This window comes from Paenibacillus oleatilyticus (assembly GCF_018998565.1).
Classification (GTDB): domain Bacteria; phylum Bacillota; class Bacilli; order Paenibacillales; family NBRC-103111; genus Paenibacillus_G; species Paenibacillus_G oleatilyticus.
On the sequence record NZ_JAHNZO010000016.1, the window covers coordinates 40,444 to 64,577 of the forward strand.

The 24,134-nt window shown below is 53.3% G+C and carries 20 protein-coding genes; 8 read left to right on the forward strand and 12 right to left on the reverse strand.

All coding sequences use genetic code 11. The features are described 5' to 3' along the window. Positions 1-241 precede the first annotated feature (241 nt). Entirely contained in the window at positions 242-478 is a 237-nt protein-coding gene (locus tag KQX66_RS20440) for a hypothetical protein (protein ID WP_216794654.1), read from the reverse strand. A 179-nt stretch (positions 479-657) separates the two neighbouring features. Between KQX66_RS20440 and KQX66_RS20445 the strand changes: the two genes are divergently transcribed. Next, a complete protein-coding gene (locus KQX66_RS20445) occupies positions 658-1,215 on the forward strand; it encodes a DJ-1/PfpI family protein (protein ID WP_216794655.1) in 558 nt (185 codons plus the stop codon). Between the two features lie 79 nt (positions 1,216-1,294). Here the strand turns inward: KQX66_RS20445 and KQX66_RS20450 are convergent, their stop codons facing one another. The 6 genes from KQX66_RS20450 to KQX66_RS20475 all read right to left on the reverse strand — a co-directional run bounded on the left by KQX66_RS20450 (position 1,295) and on the right by KQX66_RS20475 (position 12,785). Continuing rightward, positions 1,295-2,497, reverse strand: coding sequence for a M14 family zinc carboxypeptidase (locus KQX66_RS20450; RefSeq protein WP_216794656.1), 1,203 nt, complete (start codon positions 2,495-2,497; stop codon positions 1,295-1,297). A 69-nt stretch (positions 2,498-2,566) separates the two neighbouring features. Then, on the reverse strand, positions 2,567-3,376 hold the full coding sequence (gene racE, locus KQX66_RS20455; RefSeq protein WP_216794657.1) for a glutamate racemase: 810 nt from the start codon (positions 3,374-3,376) through the stop codon (positions 2,567-2,569). Positions 3,377-3,560: 184 nt separating this feature from the next. Continuing rightward, entirely contained in the window at positions 3,561-4,736 is a 1,176-nt protein-coding gene (locus KQX66_RS20460; RefSeq protein WP_216794658.1) for a delta-lactam-biosynthetic de-N-acetylase, read from the reverse strand. A 462-nt stretch (positions 4,737-5,198) separates the two neighbouring features. Further along, entirely contained in the window at positions 5,199-10,562 is a 5,364-nt protein-coding gene (locus KQX66_RS20465) for a S8 family serine peptidase (protein ID WP_216794659.1), read from the reverse strand. 377 nt (positions 10,563-10,939) lie between these two features. After that, entirely contained in the window at positions 10,940-12,238 is a 1,299-nt protein-coding gene (locus KQX66_RS20470; protein ID WP_216794660.1) for an alpha-glucosidase/alpha-galactosidase, read from the reverse strand. A 118-nt stretch (positions 12,239-12,356) separates the two neighbouring features. Beyond that, complete coding sequence (locus KQX66_RS20475; protein ID WP_216794661.1) at positions 12,357-12,785, reverse strand: disulfide oxidoreductase; 429 nt, start codon at positions 12,783-12,785, stop codon at positions 12,357-12,359. A 121-nt stretch (positions 12,786-12,906) separates the two neighbouring features. Here KQX66_RS20475 and KQX66_RS20480 point away from each other — a divergent pair, with 121 nt between their 5' ends. Continuing rightward, positions 12,907-13,707, forward strand: a complete 801-nt coding sequence (locus KQX66_RS20480; RefSeq protein WP_216794662.1) for an AraC family transcriptional regulator — start codon at positions 12,907-12,909, stop codon at positions 13,705-13,707. 76 nt (positions 13,708-13,783) lie between these two features. Then, positions 13,784-14,296, forward strand: a complete 513-nt coding sequence (locus KQX66_RS20485) for a hypothetical protein (protein WP_216794663.1) — start codon at positions 13,784-13,786, stop codon at positions 14,294-14,296. A 75-nt stretch (positions 14,297-14,371) separates the two neighbouring features. On the opposite strand, the gene KQX66_RS20490 is transcribed toward KQX66_RS20485, so the two are convergent. The 3 genes from KQX66_RS20490 to KQX66_RS20500 all read right to left on the reverse strand — a co-directional run bounded on the left by KQX66_RS20490 (position 14,372) and on the right by KQX66_RS20500 (position 18,244). Continuing rightward, positions 14,372-15,589: a glucose 1-dehydrogenase gene (locus tag KQX66_RS20490; RefSeq protein WP_216794664.1), complete on the reverse strand. Its 1,218-nt coding sequence runs from the start codon at positions 15,587-15,589 to the stop codon at positions 14,372-14,374. Further along, the gene (locus KQX66_RS20495; RefSeq protein WP_216794665.1) at positions 15,586-17,625 is read right to left on the reverse strand and encodes a glycoside hydrolase family 15 protein; all 2,040 of its coding nucleotides are present in this window, start codon (positions 17,623-17,625) and stop codon (positions 15,586-15,588) included. Before KQX66_RS20495 ends, KQX66_RS20490 begins: the two co-directional genes overlap by 4 nt. Positions 17,626-17,806: 181 nt before the next feature. Further along, a complete protein-coding gene (locus KQX66_RS20500; protein WP_216794666.1) occupies positions 17,807-18,244 on the reverse strand; it encodes a hypothetical protein in 438 nt (145 codons plus the stop codon). Between the two features lie 168 nt (positions 18,245-18,412). On the opposite strand from KQX66_RS20500, the gene KQX66_RS20505 reads away from it, so the two are divergent. Further along, entirely contained in the window at positions 18,413-19,081 is a 669-nt protein-coding gene (locus KQX66_RS20505) for a helix-turn-helix domain-containing protein (protein WP_216794667.1), read from the forward strand. A 266-nt stretch (positions 19,082-19,347) separates the two neighbouring features. On the opposite strand, the gene KQX66_RS20510 is transcribed toward KQX66_RS20505, so the two are convergent. Together KQX66_RS20510 and KQX66_RS20515 are read right to left on the reverse strand one after the other, a co-directional pair. Continuing rightward, complete coding sequence (locus KQX66_RS20510; protein WP_216794668.1) at positions 19,348-20,607, reverse strand: helix-turn-helix domain-containing protein; 1,260 nt, start codon at positions 20,605-20,607, stop codon at positions 19,348-19,350. Beyond that, positions 20,604-21,275 carry a class I SAM-dependent methyltransferase gene (locus KQX66_RS20515; protein ID WP_216794669.1) on the reverse strand — a complete coding sequence of 224 codons (672 nt, stop codon included), beginning with the start codon at positions 21,273-21,275 and terminating at the stop codon, positions 20,604-20,606. The genes KQX66_RS20510 and KQX66_RS20515 overlap by 4 nt, the downstream gene beginning before the upstream one ends. 278 nt (positions 21,276-21,553) lie before the next feature. Between KQX66_RS20515 and KQX66_RS20520 the strand changes: the two genes are divergently transcribed. From KQX66_RS20520 to KQX66_RS20535, 4 genes are all read left to right on the forward strand, one after another. Further along, positions 21,554-22,207 (forward strand): hypothetical protein, encoded by a 654-nt coding sequence (locus KQX66_RS20520; protein ID WP_216794670.1) that lies wholly within the window; start codon positions 21,554-21,556, stop codon positions 22,205-22,207. A 259-nt stretch (positions 22,208-22,466) separates the two neighbouring features. After that, complete coding sequence (locus KQX66_RS20525) at positions 22,467-23,141, forward strand: hypothetical protein (RefSeq protein ID WP_216794671.1); 675 nt, start codon at positions 22,467-22,469, stop codon at positions 23,139-23,141. After that, positions 23,138-23,695, forward strand: coding sequence for an accessory gene regulator B family protein (locus tag KQX66_RS20530; RefSeq protein ID WP_216794672.1), 558 nt, complete (start codon positions 23,138-23,140; stop codon positions 23,693-23,695). Before KQX66_RS20525 ends, KQX66_RS20530 begins: the two co-directional genes overlap by 4 nt. Further along, positions 23,692-23,814, forward strand: a complete 123-nt coding sequence (locus KQX66_RS20535) for a cyclic lactone autoinducer peptide (protein WP_216794673.1) — start codon at positions 23,692-23,694, stop codon at positions 23,812-23,814. The genes KQX66_RS20530 and KQX66_RS20535 overlap by 4 nt, the downstream gene beginning before the upstream one ends. The last annotated feature ends 320 nt before the right edge of the window (positions 23,815-24,134 follow it).

Sequence of the window (24,134 nt, forward strand, 5' to 3'; positions counted from 1 at the left end):
AAAAAGTGGTCAAACGGGATTATAGAGGTAACGAAGGGGCGGGGTATCCACTTCCGACCACTCTTGTCTTCGGGAAATTTGATTGGAAGCCGCTTACTAGCGGACATTTCCCGAAGACAAAGGCGGACGCTATCGCTTCTCCAGTGGATACCCCACCTCCGTATGTTTCTCTATTTTTGCTTAGACCACTTTCTCAACAAGCTCAGCTGCCCGCGGGCAGCTCTTTGTCGTATTTATTAGGTTAGGTGGCGCCGTATTTGCGCTCCGCCCGGTCGGTGAACCAGGTCATGAGCAGCATCGTCACGGCGATATCGTCCAGCGGAATCAATGGCAGCGCATCGGGCATAATCCAATACACGAGCGCAGGGACGAAGAACAGCAGCTTTTCCCCTATCGGCACTTTGGGCGAACGCAGCAGCGGGATAATTCGGCGGAATACATGACCCCAATGCCGCAGCGACCACAATCGCTTCCACATGACGATCGTCCCCTTTCCTTGTTCGAATTGTGCGAATGGCCTCTCTCTACAGTATACACCATCTTTCGGCAATTCTGAAATGATTCGACAAATTCCGACAATTTCACCCCGTTTACAGCCCTTCTCTCATCCAGCATAATGAGAGAGTGACATTTCAACCTTTACCAAGGAGTGATACCATGTCCAAGAAAGTACTTGTACTGGCAGGAGACGCGGTTGAAGTACTGGAGGTGTACTACCCATACTACCGGCTGTTGGAGGAAGGGTACGAAGCGGTCATCGCCTCGCCGACGAAAAAGACGCTCAACACCGTCGTGCACGATTTCGTCGAAGGTTGGGAGACCTATACGGAGAAGCTCGGTCACCGGCTTCCTTCCCATATTGCCTTTGCGGATGTAGACCCGTCTGAATACGACGGGCTGATCATACCGGGCGGCCGGGCGCCGGAATACATCCGTTCCGATGCCAATGTCCCCCGCATCATCGCTCATTTTCTGGAAGCAGACAAGCCGGTCGGAGCGATATGCCATGCGGCTCAAGTATTCGCCTCGCTTCCGGACTATGGCTATTTCAAGGACCGCACCATGACCGCGTATACGGCTTGCCGCCCCGATATCGAACGCCTCGGCGCCAACTACGGCCCGGACACGCTTCATGTCGACGGCAAGCTCGTCACCGGGCATGCCTGGCCCGATCTGCCGGGATTCATGCGTGAATTTTTGAAGCTTGTGAAATAAAGTGAAAAAGAAGTGCTTCCGCCACGGATCGTTGGATCTTCGCGGAAGCACTTCTTTTTTGACGGTACCGGAGCCGCCTCTACAGCTTCAACCCTTCCAGCATGATGCCGATCGCCTCGTCGTACATTTGCGGGAACTGTTCGATCGGAAGAGGGTTGATGCCGATTCCCGCTTCGATGGTGAATCCCAGGCGGCCGAACTCCTGAATGAACCAATCCTTATAGCCGCCATCGCTGCCGGTCAGCTTGACGGCCCGGTAGCCGCTCGCCTTCGCCAGCCGGCGTGCCGCTTCTTCGGCTTCCGGCGGCTCCAACCCCCGGTAATTCCAATAAATTTCCCTGCCCTGCGTATGAAACGCCATTACCAGATGAAACGAACGCCCACGGGTGAACGCCTCCATCGCCTGCGCTTCCGGCTCGGACAGCGGCGCAGGCCCCGCGTAGTCCCGCGGACCCGGCCCCATCACTTCCCGCCTGTCGCGCTCCGCCTCCCAATGGGCGGGAAACTGGTCGTTCAGATCGACGCCGCGAATATTCGCTTTCCAGCGGGAGAACTGCTGCGAATCGTAATTCCACCGGAGCAGCTCCTCATAGTAAGGATGCCCCGAAGTAAGCCCTTGCTGCACAAGCTCCACGCCGTCCGGATTGACCATAGGCACGACCCACAGCGAGGTTTGCTCGTACATTACGGTCATATCCCGGTTGCGCAGCGGCTTCCTTCCGGCATAGGCCGCCGCATAATCCTCGATGAATTTCATCAGCAGCAGCGACGTAATCCATTCGTTCGCATGAAACGCCCCGTTATAATGCACTTCCCGCTGGCCGGTGCCGATGCGCAGCGCCGGAATATCTTTTCCGAGCACGGATTGACCGATAACCGTCATTTCCAGAAAAGGATACGTTTCGAGCAGCCGATCCACATCGTCCATAAGCTCCGCATAATCGTACTCCGCATCCGTTTCGACAATCGTCAAGCCTTTGCTTACGGGAAGCACGATGGTTTGTCCGATTCGCAGACGACGCGGCTCGGCATTGGGGTTGGCCGACTGGAGCTCCGCCAGCGAAATATTGAACCGCTGGGCCAAATCCCACAGCGTGTCCCCCGCTTGAATAACGTAGCGGCTCGTCGTTCTTACGGGAATGTGGACGACTTGGCCGGGATACAAGTAGCTGTGCTCCTTTAAATGCGGATTCGCCCCATAAAGCGCCGTCACGTTCATACCGTACCGTCGTGCGACCCGATGAAGCGTATCTCCGCGTCTGACGACGTAAGGAAATGTCATCCGACAGCCCTCCTCAGCTCACTGCCCGGACGCCAAGGTCCGGGGTTCGCTAATGCATATGCCGGAGAGCTATATAATATTCGGAACCTGCCAGACGACAGGCGTCACCTTAATTTGCTCGTTGAGCCATCCTTGCGCAATCATCTTGAACATCCAGGGATCTCCGCTGCAAAAAAATTGATGAACCGGCAGCTTATTGGAGGTTGCCAGCATTCCCTTGTGATACAGGATTGTGCTGATTTCCCGCGCGGTCTCCTCCGCCGAGTTAATCAAAGTAACATGCGGTCCCATGACCGAAGCTATCGTATCCGTAAGGAACGGGTAATGCGTACACCCAAGAATCAGGCAATCCATCGGGGTTTCCTTCAGCTCGCTAAGCGATTCCTCGACGACCTGCCGGGTTTGTTCACCATGGAATACGCCCTTCTCGACCAAAGGCACGAACAAAGGACAGGCACGGCTCACGACTTCAATGTTAGGCGAAATTTGACGCAGCGCCGTTTCGTAGGCATTGCTTTGGATCGTTCCGATCGTTCCGATAACGCCGATCTTCTGGTTGCGGGTCATTTTAATCGCTGCCCGGGCTCCGGGATGAATGACGCCGACCACGGGAACGGGCAATCTGGCGCGAATCTCCTCCAAAGCGACAGCCGTTGCCGTATTGCAGGCGATGACTACCATTTTGGGGTGAAACTGAAGCAAATAATCGACGATCTGATGCGTGAAGCGAGTAACCTCCTCGGCCGGCCTCGGTCCGTAAGGCGTCCGGGCGGTATCTCCGAAATAAACGATTTTCTCCTGCGGCAGTTGGCGCATGACCTCTTTGACCACCGTCAATCCGCCGACTCCTGAATCCAATATGGCTATCGCTTGCTGCACGGTTATTCGCTTCCTTTATGTTGGTCTGTTCACTTCTAGGTTTATGGTATGTAAAGCGAAAAGGAAAGGTGTCCGGTTCGGCTTGTTCCGCCGTGCGGATCATTTTATCTTAACAGACCCCGGTCAAAAATAAAACCCGCCCTGAGGCGGGTCACGGCTCAAAACGGAGCGTGCCGGACGAAAACTACTTCGGAGGCTCGATATCGCTTAACAGCGCAAACTCGTAGCCCGCTTTTTTGACGGCTTTGATGATTTTATCCAACGCCTGGATGTTTTCCGGCGAACCTTGATGCATTAAAATAATGTTGCCGTCATGCAAATTGTTCATGATGTCGTTGTAGGGGTCCTCCGCACCGTTCTTGCGGGGCTCCCAGTCGCGCATGGCCGTAGACCAGAAGACGGACGTGTACCCCATATCGGATACCATTTTCAATAAGTGCGTATTATAGCGGCCGTACGGAAAACGAAAATACGGCTGGATGTCCTTTCCGGTCACATCTTTATAAAGCTTCTCGTAATCTTCGATTTCTTTGCGCACCTGCTCGTCGGTTTGCGTATTCATATCCGTATGCGTCATCGTATGGTTGGCGATCAGATGCCCGTCGGCCACGAGCGTCCGGATGAAATCGGGATTTTTCTTGACGTTATAGCCCGCGATAAAGAAATTCGCCTTCACCTTGTTGTCCTTCAACGATTTCACCAGCGTATCGATATCCCCGAGCGGACCGCCGGTATCGATGGTCAAATATACTTTTTTTCCGGTGCCGACCCAGAGCGCCTTCATGTCTTTCGTGAAGCTTTTCGTCTCCGCCGGGAAATTCGGGACCTGGCCTTTGGGCTTCTTCATGTAATACCACGAAAGCGCCTTGCGGTCCCCGGTTCCCGTTGCCGGCGGTTCCTTCGTTTTGCCGCCCGTGACGGCTGCGGCCGGATTTTTCGGTCCGGATGCGCCCGCTTTGCCGTTATCGGAGACGGCCTCCGTCGCCCCGGGAGTTTGATTTTGCTTGTCCGCTGACTCGGACGGGGTCGGTTTGTCCTTCGTCGCTTTCGTTTCTTTCGTCTCTTTTGCTTTTGCTTCTTTCGTTTCTTTTTCTTTCTCTTTCTCCGCTTTCGCGTCTTTGGCTGACCCCGAGTTGACGGAGGTCACCGGCGGGGCCGGGACAACCGAAGAATCGCCCGACGAATCGGACGGCTTCTTGGATTCAACCGGCTTCTTGGCATCGGTCTGCTTCGGTGTTTCGGTCGGCTTCGGCGACTCGGTTGGCGCGGGCGGCTCGGCGGCGTGCTCATTGCCGCAAGCTGCAAGCATGAGAGACAGTGCCGTAGCAAGCATCCAAGTCGCCTTTGTCTTGTTGTTCATCGCTGTTCCCCATTTCGTTGGTCGTGGAGTCATTTGGTGCGGTCGGAAATCAATTGATCGAACACGAATAATTGTTCGTATATATTTTACCAAACGGCGTAACATGTGGCAAACCGACGTAACTATCGCCGGTCCTTTCACGCAAAAAAAAAGATGTCGGCCCCCTTAAGGCGCTTAGAAAGTCTCTCGACGGTCTTCCTGCTGCTTCCCTCCTTGCTCGCGGGATAAGTCTATACCAGGCATGGCACATAAAAAAAGGCCTTTGCGGCGGAAGTGCAAAGGTCTGAGCATGTTGAGCAAGCGGACTTTTACAAAAATAGAGATGCAAACGGAGGTGGATACCCCACCCCCTCGTAACCCTCTATTATTTCAATTGATCTTTTCTCAACTCTAAGACCCCTGCGGCGGAACCGCAGAGGTCTTTCGACTGATACACAGAAGGCCAAATGAAACAGCCTTCGCTTACTTGATCGTAATTTTGTGCACCGCCGTATTTTGAGCCCCTTTATCGTCGGTGACGGTCAACTGCACCGTATAAGTGCCAGCGGTGGTAAAACGGTGCTTCGCTTTGACGCCGGTAGCCGTTCCGCCGTCGCCGAACTTCCATTCGTAACGGACGATTTTTCCGTCCTGATCGCGGGAGGCAGAACCGTTAAACGTCACCTGCTGCTTCTTCTTCGCCGTATCCGGCGCAGAAATGGCCGCGACCGGCGGCACATTGGCCGGAGGCTGGTTGCCGGTTACGTAGACTTTGCCGGGCGCTTCGAATTCCGCTTGGTTGCCCGCCCGATCCCAGACGCGGACAACGACGACTCCGCCGTTAAGCACTAAGGACGACGGTGTCTGATAAGTTCCCTCATAGTGTCCCGGTCTCGTTTCCGTCAATGGAATCTCGTTTCGCGCCTTGCTGCTCAGCAGAAGCGGTACTTCGACGCGGAAAGAGGCATTCAGGCCAGGTGCGCTATCGAAGGATACATGAAGCGGCTCTCCTGCCTTAAGGCGAACATCAGCCGCAGGCGAGAGATTATTGATTTTCGGCAGGGACAGATCGACGTACACGGCACGGGTAACCGTCGTTTCATTGTCGGCAAGGTCTTTCGCCGTTACCGTCACAAGGTTCTGGCCTGGATTGATCAAAATACGGTGAGCGAAGGCGCCGTCGTTGCCAATCTCGGCCCGCTGCCCGTTCACCGTCAGCGTGCTGAAGAACTGGTCGGTCGCCGTCCCCGTAACGTGAAGCACCTCGCTATTGGTTCTTGCTCCCTCTACCGGAGAGAGAACGACCAATTCCGGCGGCGTCTGGTCCAGCGTCACGGTGACGGGCTCCGAACGATCCGTCGCCTTGCCGCCTACGACCGCTTCGGCGCTCAGCAGGTTTGCCCCGGGCTTAAGCTGCACGGTCAAGCTGAACTGTCCGTTCTGCACGCTAGCGGTTCCCGCCAATTCCGTCCCGTTATACAACTGGACTGTCGCTCCGTTCGCCGGAGAAGTTCCCGTGACGGCAACGGTCGGCTGCTTCGTGTAGAAGTCATCGGCAGGCGCCGTAATAACGGGAGCGTTCACCGGATAGCGGACGACCGCGCGGATCATGTAGTTCCCCTCTTCTTTGGGAGAAGCGCTCCACGCGCCGCCGACACGCTGCCAGCTGCGCAATGCATTTTGACCGCTCTCGTCGGTTGCAAGTCCGGGCGTATTCGGATTGGCCAACGTCTGGATATAGACGACATAGAAGTCGCCCTGCACGGTGACGGGCTCAGCCAATTCCAGCGTCGTCCATTGATTGTTACGAAGCGCGGTGCCATCGAACGGACCCGCAAGCTGACGTCCGGGTGCCCCTCCGGCGCCGGAAGCGTCATAAATGGCGTATTGGAACGCCGTCCCGCCCGGCTGCGGCCATTCCGTGTTCCAGAAGCGAAGCGATACGCCCGTCACTTGCGCGGAACCGGACTCCGGCGTCATCCGAACGGCCCAGGCATTGTTGGCCGCGTTGAAAGCTCTGGCATTCTCGGGCGTGCCATCGTCGTAAGCAATTTCACCGGGGAAGCCGATGAACGGTTTCAGAGTGACCGGAAGCTCCACGGTGCCATTCGGAGTAACGGTTACTTTGGCCGTTTTGCCATAGTAATCTTTTGCCGAAACGGAAAGCGTATAGCTGCCTTCCATCACATCCAGATTAAAACCGCCGTAGACATTCGTCGTCACAGGGGCGACTCGAGGGTCTTCCTGAAGAACCACGACCGCGCCCGCAATCGGCTGACCGGTACGTTCATCCTTCACGGTGCCGTTAATTAGGCCGTGAGGAATGGCTTCCAGATTAAAGTTGGCTTTGACGTCGGTCCCATCGGTAACTGTGACAGACTGGGTCCGCGGATAGTACCCGTAAGCTTCCGCCTTCAGCGTGAACTTGCCGGCCACATGAGTCAAGCTGTAGCGTCCCGTGGCAGCATCCGTTTTGACGGAACGGCCGGTCTCAAGCACGGTGACGGTTGCGCTTGCAGGCAAGCTCTCCGTTCCTATGCTGTCGTTGTTCACCGCAGGCTTGAACTCGCTCTTCTCGGTTCTTGAGATCTTGTACAGCGGATTGTCATAAACCGGCTTCGGCTTTTGCAGATTCATCTCGGGAGCCGTATTTTGCGTCTGCACGGCGGTAGTCACATTCAGTACTTGGAAGTTGTCAATGTACCATCCGGCTTTCGATACGGTATTGTCGCTCTTCAGTCTGAAGCGGATTTGGACCTCTTTCCCGGTGTACTTGTCCAGATTGTAGTAGACGGGGCTCCATTGCTTTCCGCTCGTGTTATGCGAGAATTTGCCCAGCTCGGACCACGTGTCTCCCCCGTTTGTGGATATTTCCACATAGCCGTAGTCGTAGCCGCTTTCGATTTCAAACCAATGCTGGAACGCCAGCGTCGCGTTCGTCACATTCGTCAGATTGATGCTCGGAGAAACCAGCGAAGCGTCAGCACCGTTCTCGTAAGTTCCATCCAGATCGGTTCCCCATACGTTAGGCTTGGATACGGCTTCGGCCGGTCCGGGAGCTGTAGGCACTCCCCGTTCCCATTCGTCCTTGGCTCCACTGTGGGTCCATCCGTTATCCGTATTCGAATCGAAAGAATCGCTGAACAGGATAGCGGGACGGCGAACGGTCAGCGAGGCTTCGTTCGACTTGACGCTTTCGTTGCCGCTGTAATCTTGAGCGGTCACGGCATAATAGTAGGTGGTATTCTCCACCGTATTCGTATCGGTATACGTTGCCGACGTTACCGTGCCGATCGCTTCATAGCCTGTGCCGGAACGCGTGGAACGGTACACCTTATACTGCTTGAGATCTTCGTCGGCAGGCGGAGTCCAAGTCAGCGTGACGTTGCCGACAGGGTCCGCCGAAGCGCCCAAGCTGCCAGGAGCTGCCGGGGCGGTACGATCCGGCGGCTGGATGGAAAGATCGTCGATATACCATCCCGCCTTCTGCATCGAGGCGTCGCTGGTCAAATTAAACATCAGGGAAATTTCTTGGCCCGCATACGGCTTCAAGTCCACATACTGCGTTTTCCAGCCCCCGCTGCTTCCAGTGAAAGTCAAGAGCGGCACGAAAGCATCGTCGCTGGTCTTGGAGGCGATGTACACTTTGCCGAAGTCGATATTGTTTTCCAAGTCGTACCATTGCTTAAAGGAAAGCACGGCTCCTTCCGGACTTGCCGTAAGATCGATCGGCGGGGCAAGCAAATAGGAATTGGCGCTGGCCGGATAAGTGCCGGTCAGATTGGTGGCGACTACCTTTTGCCCGGAATAGGCGCTTCCCGGACCGCTGCTCGGAACGCCCCAAGCCCAAGCGCCCCCTTCGCCTCCCGTGGTAAAGCCCATATTGTCTTTTTCAAAATCCTGGAAATAACCAGGCTTAACGCCGCTGGATACCGGGATCTTGTACACACTGCTGTTAAAGCCGTTGTTGCCGTAATCGTTCACGCGGATATAATACTCCAGCCCTTTCGTATCGAGCAGAAACGCAGGAATCGTCGCTTCGTAGATACCGTCCTTGCTGTCGCCCGACTTGCGCTCCATCGGAATGTACGTGTAATGATCCGTTCCTGCCACTTTGGCAAACAATTCAACGGCGTTCACCGCTACATTATCTTTCACGCGGGCGGACACCCGGGCATCCAGCCCCTTAAAAACGAGGGTTAACGGCGTATGCTCCAATACGGGAGCTTCGTCATCATCTCCGGCGGTTACGACCTTGCCGGATACCGTACCGACTCCCTCCAGAACGGACCCGACCGCATCAAGCGCGTTGACGATGCCGTGGCCGTATCCGTTGTTCGGGGTGACAGGATATTGGCTGTCCGTTCGCTTGGTCGCCGTATCCATAAGGATTTGCTCGAGCTGATCTACCGTCAAGGAATGATTGGCTTGCAGCAGAAGCCCGGCAATCGCGGTCGTATGCGGGCCGGCCATCGAGGTACCGTTCCAGCCGCCCTCATATTTTCCGCCCGGAACGGAAGAACGGATGTTGACCCCGGGAGCCGAAACCTCCGGTTTAATTTCGCCGTAAGGAGAAGGACCGAGGAGCGAGAAATCGGCCAAGTTCTTGTTGATGTCGGTCGCTCCGGTGGCGAACGCTTCGGGATAGTTGGCCGGATTGGCTACGGAGCCGGGTCCGCCGGGATTCGTCGCCCGCTTGTTCCCCGCCGAAAATTCGGGGAAAATTTGCGCGTCCCGCCAAGCTTGAACCATGGGCCGGAACCATTCGTCGAGTCCCGCGCCACCGCTCCAGGAGTTGTTCACGACATCCGGCGCCAACTCGGGGTGAAGATTGCCCTGCGCATCCTTGGGAGCAAGCAGCCACTGGGCGCCGTCAAGAATAATGGCGTCGGTCGTGCTCGGGTTGAAGATCCGCACCGCGATCCATTTTGCCCCGGGGGCAACGCCGATTTGGTTCGTGCCGTTCGCCTCCGAACCGACCATCGTTCCCATCGTATGGGTGCCGTGGCCGTCTCCGTCAGCCGGAAGCGGCGATCTGCTGTGGGGATCGTACCAGCTGAGCTCCGGATTCACGACGTTCCCGGATGCATCCAGTCCCCGCCACTTGCGCTGCAGCGCTGGATGCGTGTACTCCACGCCCGAATCCAGGTTGGCCACAACGATGCCGGTGCCATCGATGCCCTTGGCCCAAACCTCGGGAGCGTTGACCTGCGAGATGTTCCACTCCACATTGTCCTGTTTGACTGCATCCGTTTTCACATTGTCCTGTTTGACTGTATCCGTTTTGGCCTCGGCCTCTTTGTCGATTTCCACTTTATCCAGAAACCGCTCTTCATTCGGCAAAATTTTGTCGACTTCCGGGAGCTGGGCGATATTCTCCATAACGGATTTGCTGCTCGTTACCGCCATCGCGTTGACAATAAAGAAGCTCTTGTAATCTTTAACTCCCCCCTGCTCAAGTTCTTTCTTGAGATAATGTTCCAAGGATTGCTGCGAGCGGGAAGCCGTTTCGCGGAGCGTGCTGACAACGGAGCTCCGTCTGGCGAGCTTGATTGCGGCCGGTGTGGCCTTTTCGAGAGTGAGTTTTTGCAGGGCATTTTTGGAAGCGGCTGTCGTATCCGCCTGCTCTTTCATTTTAACGAGGTAAGTGACGTATTCGTCATCGGCAAACTGCTGGCTGAGCTTGGAAGAAACTTTATCGGTGGCGATGTGGGGAGAGCTGGATTTGAGATCTGTCTTTTGAGAGACGCTTGTGTTATCGGCACTGGCCGGATAACTGAAGGTTAGCGAGAGGAGAATAGCCATCCCCAGGGAAAGATGCTTGCTTAACTTTTTATGCTTCAACAATATTCATCCGCTCCTTTGACTTGGTTTCAGCAAATACGTGGCATCCTCCAGAGAGAACATCTGCGGATCTGGTTGCTTTCAAGTCATGCCTTACCGGAATGAGAGTTTGCGGACAATCACCTCCAAGCAGGGACGAAGCAAGGGAATTCGTTTGTCGAAGCCTATCCCTATGAAATTTTAATAGAGTAGTTGATAATGATGATAGTATAATATTGTAAAATAAGATTCACAAGAACAATTATGTAAATTTATACAATAAAATAAGAAAATGGTATGCAAGCACTACAAAAAAGCGCCCCAAGAGATCGATAACCCGGTCTCTTCGAGCGCCTGCGAATTTTCAATATATCTTATTTACCATACTTTCGACAGCTTATTTACCGATACTTCGGCAGCCAATCGCCATGCGCCTCGATCAGATCGTCGCACAGCGCCACGATGTCGTCGATCGACAACTCTGCCGACGTATGCGGGTCCAGCAGCGCGGCATGGTAAATGTGCTCCTTTTTGCCGGTGACGGCCGCCTCCAGCGTCAGCAGTTGGGTATTGATGTTCGTGCGGTTGAGCGCGGCAAGCTGCGGCGGCAAATCCCCGACATACGTCGGCGTGACGCCGCTCGTATCGACAAGGCACGGCACCTCGACGCACGTTTCCTTCGGCAAATTCGTGATAAGTCCGGTATTCATCATATTGCCGCCGATCTTGAACGGCTTATCCGTCTCCATCGCTTCGAGCATATACGAGGCGTACTCATTTGAACGGCTGTGTGTCAGGCTCTTGTCGTTGACGAGTTCCTCGCGCATCGTCTTCCATTTCTCGATCTGATGGATGCAGCGGCGCGGGTATTCGTCTAGCGGAATGTTGAACCGCTCGATCAGCTCGGGATACTTCTTCTTGATAAAGTAAGGGTGATATTCGGCGTTATGCTCCGAGGATTCCGTCACATAATAGCCGAACCGGAACATCAGCTCGTAACGCACCATATCCCCATGCTTCTCCTTCTGCTTCTCCGAAGCGCGGCGCTTGATCTCGGGATACAGGTCTACGCCGTCCTTCGTCACCTCCAGCAGCCAGGCCATATGGTTGATGCCCGCGATCTTCGCCTGCACCCCTTCGCTGTCCAGCCCCAGATTGCGGAACAGATGCGGCACGCACGCCTGTACGCTGTGGCACAGCCCCACCGTCTTGACACCGCCGTATGTAATCATCGCATTGGTCAAGACCGCCATCGGGTTCGTGTAATTGAAGAACCAGGCGTCCGGGCAAACCTCTTGGATGTCCTTGGCAAAATCCAGCATGACCGGAATGGTTCGTAGGTTCCGAAAAATGCCGCCGACCCCTATCGTATCGGCAATCGTTTGACGAAGGCCGTACTTCTTGGGAATTTCAAAATCCGTAATCGTGCAAGGATCGTACCCGCCGACCTGGATGGCATTCACGACATATTTCGCGCCGCGCAGCGCTTCCTTGCGGTTCGTATACGCTTTCACCGTGCAGCCGCTGCCGAGCGAGCTTTTCAGATTGTTCAACATGTCCTCGGAATCCTTCAGCCGCTCCAAATCGATGTCGAACAAGGCCAGCTCAAACTCCTGCAGCGCCGGCGTGAGCATAACGTCGCCGAGCACGTTTTTGGCGAATACGGTACTGCCTGCTCCAAGAAAAGTAATTTTTGCCATCTTCTTTTGCCTCCCCGCTTGTGGAAACGTCATTGTCTTGCCTGCTTTGACTATACTCCGCTTCGCCGGGAATGCATATGGACACAAACCATTTTCGTATGGAGAAATGTAGTGTGTCTTATTTCTTTTCAGCCACCCACATCAAAATCTGCAGAACCGTAATCAGCGCGAATGCGACCAGTGCCAGGAACGGAATCGTGACGAACCCGAACCAATCGATATAGTCCAAGTCGCATGGAACCGGGCCGCACGCCGCTGCTCCGGTCTTGAACCACTCGGTCTTCTGCATGAGGTAATGGTATAGCGAAATGCCCCCGCCCCAAATGGACATCGGCAGAACATACAGGTACATATGTCGTTCCTTGCGCACCGCTGCGATGCCCAGTATAATCACGAGTGGATACATCAGGATGCGCTGGTACCAGCACAGCTTGCATGGAGTAAACATCATAATCTCCGAAAAATACAGGCTTCCCAGCGTCGCCGTGAGCGCAACAACCCATGACAGATGGTGCCCGTTCTCCCGGATGGTCTGCTTCCAATTCATTCGTCAATCTCTCCCTTCTTTCATGTCTACATCATATCAAAACTGACGGAGGTGTACCATCATAGCTCATGTCTATCACGAGGCGGCGTTCAATCCTCACCCCGGCAAAGGCGAGCTGACCGTGCTGTTCGCAGGCCATGCCCAGACCGCAGCGCAGCACAAGGTCGGACCGCAGGTGCTGGACTATCATTTGGTGCATACGGTCGTTTCGGGCCGGGGGAACTTTCGCTGCCTGCATCGGGATTACCGTCTGGAGCGAGGCAGCAGCTTCTTTATTTTTCCGGGCGAGCTGGTCACCTACGTTTCGGATGCCTCGGAGCCGTGGGCGTACCGCTGGGTCGGCTTCAAGGGCGAACGCGCGGATGAATTTTTGAGCAAGGCCGGCATTTCCCCGGATAAACCGGTGATTTCCTCCGAACGGCTGCGCCGATTGACAGCGCTTTATTATCAATTGGAAAAGACGCTGCAGCTCGCCAAGCCCGGCTGCGATATGCAAGCAGGCGGCTACTTGCGCCTCTTGCTAGGCGAATACGCACAGGACCGGATGCGGGATGAGGTGCCGAAAGAAGAAGGCTCGGTCATTCAGCAGCAGGTGGAACAGGCGATTCGCTGGTTGACCCTGCAGTATTATCAGCCGATCTCCATCGAGCAGATGGCCCGGACGCTCGGGTACCACCGGACGCACCTGTCCAAAATGTTCAAGCAGCATACCGGCCTGTCGCCCATGCAGTTTTTGCTGAAAATCCGCATGGAACGCGCGAAGCTGCTGCTGCAGGGGCCGCTGACGATCGAGCAGGTCGCCTCCTCCGTCGGCTTCGGCGATGCGCTGTACTTTTCCAAGCAGTTCAAAAAATATTGCGGGCACTCGCCCTCCGAATACCGTCACAACCGGCAGGTCCATCCGCACGACTGCGAATTCTAGCAACCTTTGAGCGGACCGGCGCGTCTTAGGGGAGGAAGACTCCAACACCCGAGCGGAAAGGAGAACCGTGTTCCCGATGAGACGCTATTTTGCGGCAGCTTTGCTTCTGATCTGGGTCCTTGGGCTGATATGGCCTGCAGGAGAGGCAAACGCGCTATCCTGTGCCAGACAACCGTCCGTCAATGAGGAATTCGCCCGCAGCACGGTCGTATTTCATGGCAAAGCCGTTGGCGAGCGAAAAAACGGAGCAACGACGTTCGAGGTGACAGAAGCCTGGAAGGGCGTCGCTTCCGACAAAATCGACGTGCTGGTAAGCAACATGTGGATGCCGGTGCAGCAAGGCGAGGCGTATCTCGTCTACGCCGCCCAGCAAAACGGAGTGCTTACCGCGCACCTCTGTGGCCGAACTGCGCTGTGGGAGCAGGGACGCGCGGATACGGCGTCTTTTCCCCCGACATCGGTTACGCCCGAGGACTCCCCGGCAGCACCATGGAGCTTCACGGTTGCAGGAGCGGTCGTGGCACTCATATTTGCGGTGTTGCTGGCGAGCCTGATGATTGCTCGCCGCCGCGATCCCAAACGAAAATAAGCGGACAGCCGCCTTCAAGGTCGAAGGCGCTGCCGCTTATTTTCCATTCATCTCAATATGACGCTGCCTTACACATTATACCGAGAAGCTGTACGCCACCTCGCCCGCTTCGTGCCGGACCAGTCCGGTCCATTGCTCCCGCGGCACAAGATCGACCACGGCTTTGACGGCGATCCGGCCGAAATCCAGCTGCGGCACCTGCTGAAGCGTCAGCCGGTCGGTCATCAGCCTGCCCAGCAGGCCGGGAAAGCGGACTTCCATCTGCTTCAACCGGTACAGCCCGGTTTCAAAATCCTTGCGCGACGCGTTCACCGAGCCGAGCACGCATTTATTCTCCAGCACCAGCTCCTGGTTAATCTGGTCGGAGGAAATGCGGATGCTCCGGTTGCCCGGGGTTACCCCGAGGAGCGCCAGCACGCCGTTCGGCCCCAAGGCGGCCATCGCGTCAAACGCGAGCGGGCTGTAGCCCGTACATTCGAAGATGAGGTCCGCGCGCCGGTCGTTTCGCTGCAGGAACGCCCCCAGCGCGGATACCGCGGGAGCGCCCCCGGAGCCCGCCGGGGCGGCTGCTTCGTCTTCCGCCCGCGCGTATGTCGCTCCGCAGGCCCGCACCAACTCGGCCCCGATCGAATCGTCCGGCGACTTGGACCATACCACGGTATCCAGGCCCAGACACCGGCACGTAAGCGCGGCGAGCAGCCCAAGCGGCCCCGAGCCGAGCACCACCGCCGTCCTCGGCTGCCAGACGAGCCGCTGTTGAATGCGCTGCACCTCGCTCCACACCTTCTCGACAATGCTCTGCGGCTCGGCCAAGATCCCGTAGGCGAGACTGCCCGCAGGCACCTTGACCAAATATCTCGCATCCTCGATATAGTAGTCCGACAAATACCCGTGAGCGCCGCGGATGCCGCGTTCCGTATACTGCCCCGTTTCGCAGAAGTCCTGCTGCCCATTGCGGCAGTTGACGCAGCCCGGCTCCGCGCACGGCCTGCGCACCAAGGCGCAGACCGCGTCTCCCGGCGCGAATCCCGTGGCCGGGTCGGCCTCTTCCACGACGCCGAGCGATTCGTGCCCGATCGTCAGCGACGTTTCGCCCGCCGGCGGCACGCCGTACTTTTCGCTCATGATCTCGCGGTCCGTGCCGTCAAGACCGATGCAGAGCACGCGGACGAGCACGTCCGTCTTCGTCTGCCGTCCGGGACGCTCGACCTCGATCAGCTCCAGCTTCGGCGACGCCGCCCCTGCACCCTCTCCGCCTGCGGGGGCAAGGCCGGTTACGCGCACCGCCTTCATCGCTTCTCTCCCGCCGCATGGAGCAGCCTCGCGTCGCTCTGATCCTCTTGGCCGCGTTCCCGGTGCCGGAACAGCTTCAGCTTCGCCAAATATTCCTGCACCACCTTGACGAACGTCGCATGGGACCAAGTCAGCGGCGAAACGGACATCGGCTCGCCGCTGAACGGATGCACCTGTTCGGCCAAAATCCCCGAAGGCAGCGCATGGCTCATCGTCCATCGCAGCAGATCCGCCGCCTCCTTCAGCTCCTCTTCGCTTTTCGCCGCGGCAATCACGTATTCCGCATACCAGAGCGTGCAAATAAACCACGGGTTGCCCGGCACCTTGGCGACATCCTTCGTCACCTGATGATAATAATCGTTGGAATACCGGGCAAGCCCTCCCACTTCCGTCTGCACCCAGAGCTGCCGGCGGATTGCTTTCATGGTAGAAACGACCCGCGGATCGTCCGGCGGAAACATTCCGAAGTCGAATATCGCGTACATGCTCGCATCCAGCGTCAAATCCGGCTCGTACGCCTGCTTCTCGTCATTCCAATAGAGCGAACGAATAAACCGCTGCTCCTGCTCGGAATAGAGCGAGTGCTCGACCGCCTGCTTCACGCTGTCCGCCTTATCCCGGTAGTGCATCGCCCTCAGCTTGTCTCCGAAATGCTCGGCGAAGCCCGCGGCGGCAAGCAGTCCCGCATAGACGCTCGCGACCGTGAACAAATGCACGCCGTAACGTTCCTCCCACAGATCGTGCGAAGGCAGCGGCAATCCGGAGGCATCGGTATAACGCGCCATAAAATCGGCCGCAGGCAGGACGAGGTTGTCGTAGTCGTCGCGCGCTTCGTCCAGCGTCCGGGCCAGCCGGTGATGATGCCACAGCGCGAACAGCACAAGCGCCGTCTCGTCCTCCTGAATGGCAAGCTGCTTCTCGCCGCGGGCATTGACCCACGGGTGCCAGCTCGAACCTACGGAACCGTCCGGGTTGTACTTGTGAAGCAAGTAGCCTTCCTCCGACAATCCCCGCTTGCAAAACTGGAAAAATCGTTTCGTCAGCGCATGGTAGCCGCTTCGGTCAAGCGCATGCGCGATCAGCGCGCCGTCCCGTGGCCACATATACGAATACGTGTCGCGCGCAAACTTCAAAATGTCCGAATCGTTGGCGGCCAGAATGGCCCCCCGGTTGTCCGTATTCGTGCGGACCACGAGCAGGCTGCGCTTGTAAAAGGAAGCGATGTCCGGCTCAAGCAGCTTCAAATCGTGCCGGTCCTGTCCAAGCCACTGACCCCAGAAATTGTACGTGCGCTGGAGCAACGCATGCGGCGTCGCCGATCGGACCGTGCGCTCCAGCTTGCGGACTTCCCGGTCTTCCCGGGCGAAGCATACCCAGAACCACGCTTCCTTCGCCCCCTTGGCCGGTACCCGCAAGGCCAGCTCGGCCGTTCCGTCAACCGCCCCTTGCGCAATCGGATTGCCCCCGAGCCGCCCGTCTTCCGCATCCCGCCATGTCCCTTCGAGCCGGTTTATTTCCTTTTGCCCGGTCGCATACGAAGTCATTCCCGCCTCCTTCTGATCCTGCCCCCGGCATGACAACGACAAGTACCGGTGTCCCTTGTAAAATACAAGCGATCTCAATTCCGGGTCGTAATACACCGTATCGCCCACGCCGTTGCCGTACAAATGCAGATCCAGATGGAAGTACAGCTTCACCTCGCGTTCCCGGTCCCAGTCGTTTTCCACGACCACCTTGCGGATGAAGACATTCTCCTGTACGTCCACGCCGTCGCGAAGCTGCAGCTTGAGGCCGAGCCGCTCGTGCGTGCAGACGACGTTCGTAATCAGGGTATCGTTCAAATAGCCGGACTGCTTCTTCAGCTCCGGGTGATCGATCCAGAAAAAATCTTCCGCCGTCCACACGCCAAAATGCGATAAATGATCCAGCGCTTGATTCTCCTGACCGACATAAGGGAAATAAACATCCCGAACATTGTAATGGACGTCAAAATTAATAAGCACATTGCCGTTGCCAATAGGCAAATCACGGGCCATAACGCTATCATCCCCTTCCTGCTCACCCTAATTTTCCCCATGAGTGGAAGGAATTTATGCATTCGACATAAAAACCCGTCGCATCCTTTGGTATATTATGGTATACTTAAAGTAAATGCAAGAAAAGGCCGACCTGTAGAGGCCAGCCTTCGGTATGAATATGGTTATGGGCAAGTGCCGCTTATTTGCGTTTTCTTCCGTGTTTCACCAAGGTCATGCGACGGGTGTGGCGCAGCCAGGAGTAATAGGCTTTCAAATCGCGAAGTTGAATATCCTGAGACACGCGGCCCAAGAACGTAACGACAATCATTTTATGCAGAGGATTGCCTGCGATATCGGTTTCATCCTTTAACTCGACAAACTCGGCGACCATCACAAGGTCATCGTCAATCAGGTAAACGTCTTTTTCATTTGCATAATAAGGTTGGACTTTACAGTTCTTCAGTCTTTCCCATAAAAAGGAGCAAATATGCTCAATTCCGCCCTGCTCGTACTCCACACGCTCCGACCATCGGCTGAGCGCATGGCTGGTAATGACGATATCTGCTACTTTGTAACCATTAAATTCAATATAGTAGGGTTCGTAGGTGCTCCAACGGTTCATAACTTTGTCTCTCATTACAATCCCACCCCCTTTTGTAAAGCTAAAAAAGTGTGCTACTTCTAATGTAGTATTCGTATTACATAGAGTCAAGAGGCAGATCACCAGATAAACGCTTTTTTAGAAATTGCTATTTCTTTTCATACGTTTGTCCATTACAATAGTTTCAGAGAGGAGTGACCAGGTTTGGGACAACCAATTCCCGATTTCGGAAAATTTCTTGAGGGTCTTCGAGGCTCGATGTCTTTGCGGGAAGCTGCTCGCAAAAGCGGTCTTTCCCATGCCTACATCCGGGATCTTGAGCTTGAGCGAAACCGCTCGACCAATGACAAAATAACCCCGTCGCCGGATACGCTTCAGAAGCTGTCGGCTGCATACGGCTACCCCTATACCGACTTGATGATTAAGGCAGGGCATCTGATGAGCAGTCATATTGCATCGTCTCTGGCCCCCAAACAAAACGAGGATATGGACCTGTCAAACGTCTACTTCATCGAGATCGGTATGAAAGAAATTACGTATTACCAGAAAGGAGCGACAATTACGAGGAGTATTGAGTCGCTGCTTGATTTCAGCAGCTTTTTGGACCGGTTGGAAGAGAACGATTTCAAGAAGATGGACACCGATCTTTACGTCAATTTCAATCACATCCGCAAATACGACGAGCGGCGCGGCCGGCTTTATTTTAACGAAGACGGCGAAGGCCCGCACGTCACCATCTCAGCAATCCGCCAACGGAAATACCACGAACAACTTCTGCGCAAAGTGGCGATCAACACCAAAAAAAGCCTGGAATTTTCCTTCACTAAAAGCGGCAAATCGGCGGCTTTCTCCACAGCGGAGAAGAACGTCTAGTTTCGTCCTGCACCATTGTGTCTATCACCGCCCGCGAGCGCGATTCACTGCCGCGGGCTATTTTTGTATCCGATCTGCCAGTAGGAGCGGAGTGAATGCCTGTTAGTATTATTCTATGCTTCCGGCTCCTGTTTAGAATGCATTCGCTGAGAGTATTCATAGTTTTTTAGCCGCTCACCCTGAAGCTTGTCCTTTTTTAAGTGCCGCCATACTCCAAATTAATCCACGTTACGAAATTTGTCACCCCCTCAAAAGTGTAACCTCCCTTAATAAATTCGCACCTGGGTACGAAACAGCTTCTCCGTGTCCTCAGGCGCCATGTTGACTTTGGCCAGCAGCTTATACGCTTCCTTCAGGTATTCGACGGAATCCGTTCCCGGCTGCTCTTGAAAAAAACGAACGACCTCCAGCAGCATTCCGGTACAACTCTCGTCCCCCAGAGCGAAGCGTGTTTCCGATAAAATCAGCTTGGCCATATGGATGTTGCGGCTATTCCAGCTTTGCTCAATGATCTGTCGGCAGATCGACTCCGCTTCCTCGTATTCGCCGCATCGGTTATGCAGTTTGGCCAGCCGCAGCCGCGCGATCTCGACAAAATAAGGCTGCTTGGTCGCCTCTCCGATTTCCAGGGAACGTCGCTGATGCTCAAAGGCCAGCTTGTACTCTCCCATATCGGCATACAAATCCCCGATATTATTGTTAAAGATCAGCTCAAACGACGGATGATACGCAAAATAAGCGGCGGTTTGCTTGTATTCTTCCTCCGCATCCGCATACTTCCCGACAGCCTGGTAGCATTTGCCCAGCAAATTATGCGAGCGGAACCGGGAGATCGGGGAAAGTCTCTTCCTGCTTTTGACAGCCTGAAGAAGCGAAATGGCGGTATGGTATTCTCCGATTCCGTAGCGATAGGCGGACATCGTAAGCTGAACCGAAACCGCAAGCTCCTGCGGGACACTGTGCCGCTGCACGAGGGCGAAAGCTTCTTCAATCCATTCGGAGGCATGGCCCGGATCGATATTCACATACATGAACGAAAGCCGGTTTAAGCCGGCGGCGAGCATGGGAATGTCCTGCAACTCCCGGGCCAGGTGGATCCATTGCTTGTATTCGCTCTCGGCTTCCTTGAAATTTTGCCGAACGTCTTCGACAAATGCCCGTAATGCATGCAGGTCGGCACGGTGCACCGGCTTTACCTCAAACCGTATCTCCTTCAATTGTTCCATCCACTTCCGGATTGTCTCGTAATCCCGCTCCTTCTCGTATCTCTCCTGAAGGTATTCGAGAATCAGCCCCAGCGCTTTCTGATCGGGGTCCTTCAAACACATCCGTTCCAGCCAATCGAGAATCGGCACCCCAAGCCGGTCCAGCAGCTTTTCAACGATCGTGATGTGCGGAAAGTAGTCCTCATTTTCAATCCGTGAAATCATACTACGGGTACAAATGCCCTCGGAAAGCTCCTTTTGCAGCATCGGGACGGCTTCGCGCCTGGAGCGAACGAGCTGTCCGAAATGATCCAGGTTCATAGCAAGCTTCCCTCCTTATCCGCTCCGATAATCCATAGATTGCTGCAGTACGATTTGGTGATCCAGTCGAGCTTGGCATACGTCTCTTGAGAGATATGACGGCTTCGCGCGCCGGTCATGGATCGGATCTTCAGCCCGCAGTCCAAGAGCAGCCGATGCAGCTCGACCGGCATCAGCATATTGTAATTGGTCGGCTCGCCCCGCAGACGCTTCAGCGCATCTTCGTGAGGCAAATTGCCTGGGCCCAGACAAGCGATGACCATTCCGCCTCCCGGCTTGATCACCCGGGCCATTTCGCGAATCATTCCGTACGGATTCCGCACCCACTCTACCACCGTGCAGCAGAAGACATAGTCGAAAGTCCCGTCTTCCTCGGGAATCGGGTCGCAATCCGACAAATACGCCTCGACCTGCCTTGCCTTGGCACGCTCGACCATGGCCGGAGAAATATCGACGCCCGTCGCGCGAAAGCCCATCTCGTTCAAGCGCTTTGTACCGATCCCCGGCCCGCACCCCACGTCAAGCACACGCCGCCCTCCATCCCGGACCGCAAACTTCGCAAAATACTTTAGCAGCAAGCTTCGGCTGCCGTTATCCCACAAGTCTTCATTCGAAAAGAAGACGCTAAATTCGTCCCACCATGCTCCGCTATATACGTCAACCGTCATCAGGCGTATCCTCTCTTTGTCTGCAGACCATCGCTCTATCCGCTTCAGATCGAGCCGTTTCTATGCCAAAACATGGCATAAAGTCGCTTGAAGTTCAGCACGGACTCTTGTACACTGTAGCTTTGGAGCAAAAAAAGCCTGCTTTGGTAAAGTGCAGTCCTCTACTTCTAACACTACCAAAGTCCAGGCTTCTTTGCCATGATTGCTTGAATCACGTTGTGATAGATCAGAGAGTTTGTATGCGTCATAAAAAATTAATTCGAGGAAGGAAGTGTGCTATGGAAGAGCTTGGTTTGTTTGCGGTTTTATGCGTCATATTTTGGTCCACAGTATTTGTCCTGACTTTGACGTTGTTCCGACAAAATATAAAACCTCATCTTAAGAGCATTATCATCAGCGCCCTCATCATGACTCAAATTTCACTTATCACACAAACAAAGCTGCTGCTTTTGGGATTAGCCGTTTTGCAGCCGTTTTTCACAATTCTCTGTTTCAGTCTTTTTTTCAGGCTTCGTCTGACGAGCGCAGTGTTGGTCAGTGTTATCGTACTGTTGTATAACTTGATTTCGGAAATGCTGATGTACTTACTCATTACCCGTTTTCAATTGGAAGCGTTTGTTGCCTTGGCTATGGAAGCGACACTTTTACCTGCGATTTTCTTAAGTTCGTTAAATTCGATAACAGCATTGATACTTTCAAAGATGCGTGTGGGATTCACCTTCGTTCAATTTAACCCCAAAATGGCTTCTACGAATCCGACCTATACCAAGAGGTTATTTTTTATCATGAGTGGTGGGCTTATTTTGTTGATGGCTATTATTTCGTCTTTGTTTCTTGTAGGAACCAAAAGCGTGCTGGCCTACAGTCTGGGAACCGTTCTTTTGATTGCCCTCATTCACTATTTATATGTAAAGGAAGTAGCGGATACGTAGGAGGGTGCGGCCTTCTCTTTTTATTACTTAATAGTTTTTTATATTTCAATGCCCAGTATTACGCTATATCTTACGAAAGCAAAACAGTTAAAAACCGCCAATTTTCGACAAAAATTTTCTTGTGTACTTATTATGTGTATATTAAACTTATCTTGAAGTAAACGATTCTAAAGTTTTCCAAAGCAATTTATGATAGGACTTTTTTACCATATGAATTGTAATAGCTATCTAATTAATAGTTTTTCAAAGGGGATTCCTCATGGTTACTTTTCTTGTAAAAATGGTGTCTACGACTATTGAATTTTTCGCAATGGTGTTACTGGTTTTATCCGCTTTCCGTATATATTTTCGATATGCACTACATAAAGTATTTTTTATCGCTTTAATTCTATCTTTAGTTTCGTTTTATGTACGTGATTTTCTGGGACAATTTAACTATGCTTTTTTGTCTATATTTATAATCGAAATCGTGCTGCTAACCTTATTTTTTAGACTTCCTATTCTTTTTTCATTTTTCATGTGCATCATTGCCAATATTGCAACAGCCATTTTCGAAGGTCTTGCCACTGTTATAGGTATGCAGATGAATTTAACGTCAGTGCAATTAATACAGACCAATCTAGTTCACTTTGTTACTTGGCAATTAGTTGTAACAGCCTTTCAAGTGCTGCTAATCCTTTTTTTACAACGCTATAAAATAGGTTTTCACTTCACAATAAATGATTCAATGAAAAAATACAATTTTTGGTTATCAGGTATTCTTATCTTAAGCGTATTCGCGCTTCAGGTGCAAACTTTAATATTGGGAGATTTAAAATACCATATTGCAATTCCAATCGTATTGGCAATCATTTTTCTTATTGGTATCGTGCTTTCGTATAAACATAATCAAAAACTATGGAAAGCAAGAAGAGAAAGGCTGTCCAAGAGATGAATCCTATCGATTCAATGGCAACGTACTTGGCAAAATGCATACGTAAGCATAATGAACATGCCGGATCAGAAATAGCTTTAAAATACGCGTTGAGTTTAATAATCAATACGAGTCTTGCTATAATCTTTTCCTTGTTGATATCCGTTTTTACAAACCGATTCGACGAAACGCTTATTGGTATATGTGTATTTTTGTTGATTCGTTATGTTAGCGGAGGAGTTCATTTGTCTTCTTCGCTGGCTTGCTGTATTACTTCAATTTTTATTTTTACAACCATCGCCAATGTACCATCTGAGTATACAGAAATATCCATTTATCTTAATGCCATTTCCTTTATGATCTTGCTGTTTACAGCTCCTAATAATATTAAAGATATCAGCCGAATTCCTCAAAAATTTTACCCTTTATTAAAAGTAATTACATTACTAATCATATTCAGCAACTTTTTTATCAAATCTACAGTTTTTACTGCCGCTTTCATCATACAAGCCGTTTTAACAACACGATATTCCTACAAAATTATTAATTATTTTGAGAGGAGGCAACCGCGTTGAAAAAAAAATTAGCTATTATTGCAAACTCATTGCTACTGGCTCTGGCCGCTTTTTTTGTAGTAACAAATTCATTAACTATGAACCGCCCAGAAACGCCGAAAGAACTTCTTAAGAAATAACGCCTTAGCTTTCTGGGCTGGTAGTCCGCAGGTCTGCCAGCCTTATCCATGCCCGTCGTTATTCGCAAAAGCCTGTGTATTTTTCCCCTTCGAACCCCAACCACCCCTCCTCCGATAGCAGCCTTAAATTTTCCGAAGAATTTATTTGAGCGTCGTCAAAGAAACGGACGGTTCTCAGTTTCTCCGCTATAAGCAGCTTAAATTTCGTTCTCCCAAGGCAGCCACAAGATTCGAAGGTACATTTTAAGTCCTCTTCATGCAACTTTTTTCGCTGTATTTCGTTTATAAAGGAGGATGGAGTCTAACCATACCATGGAAAG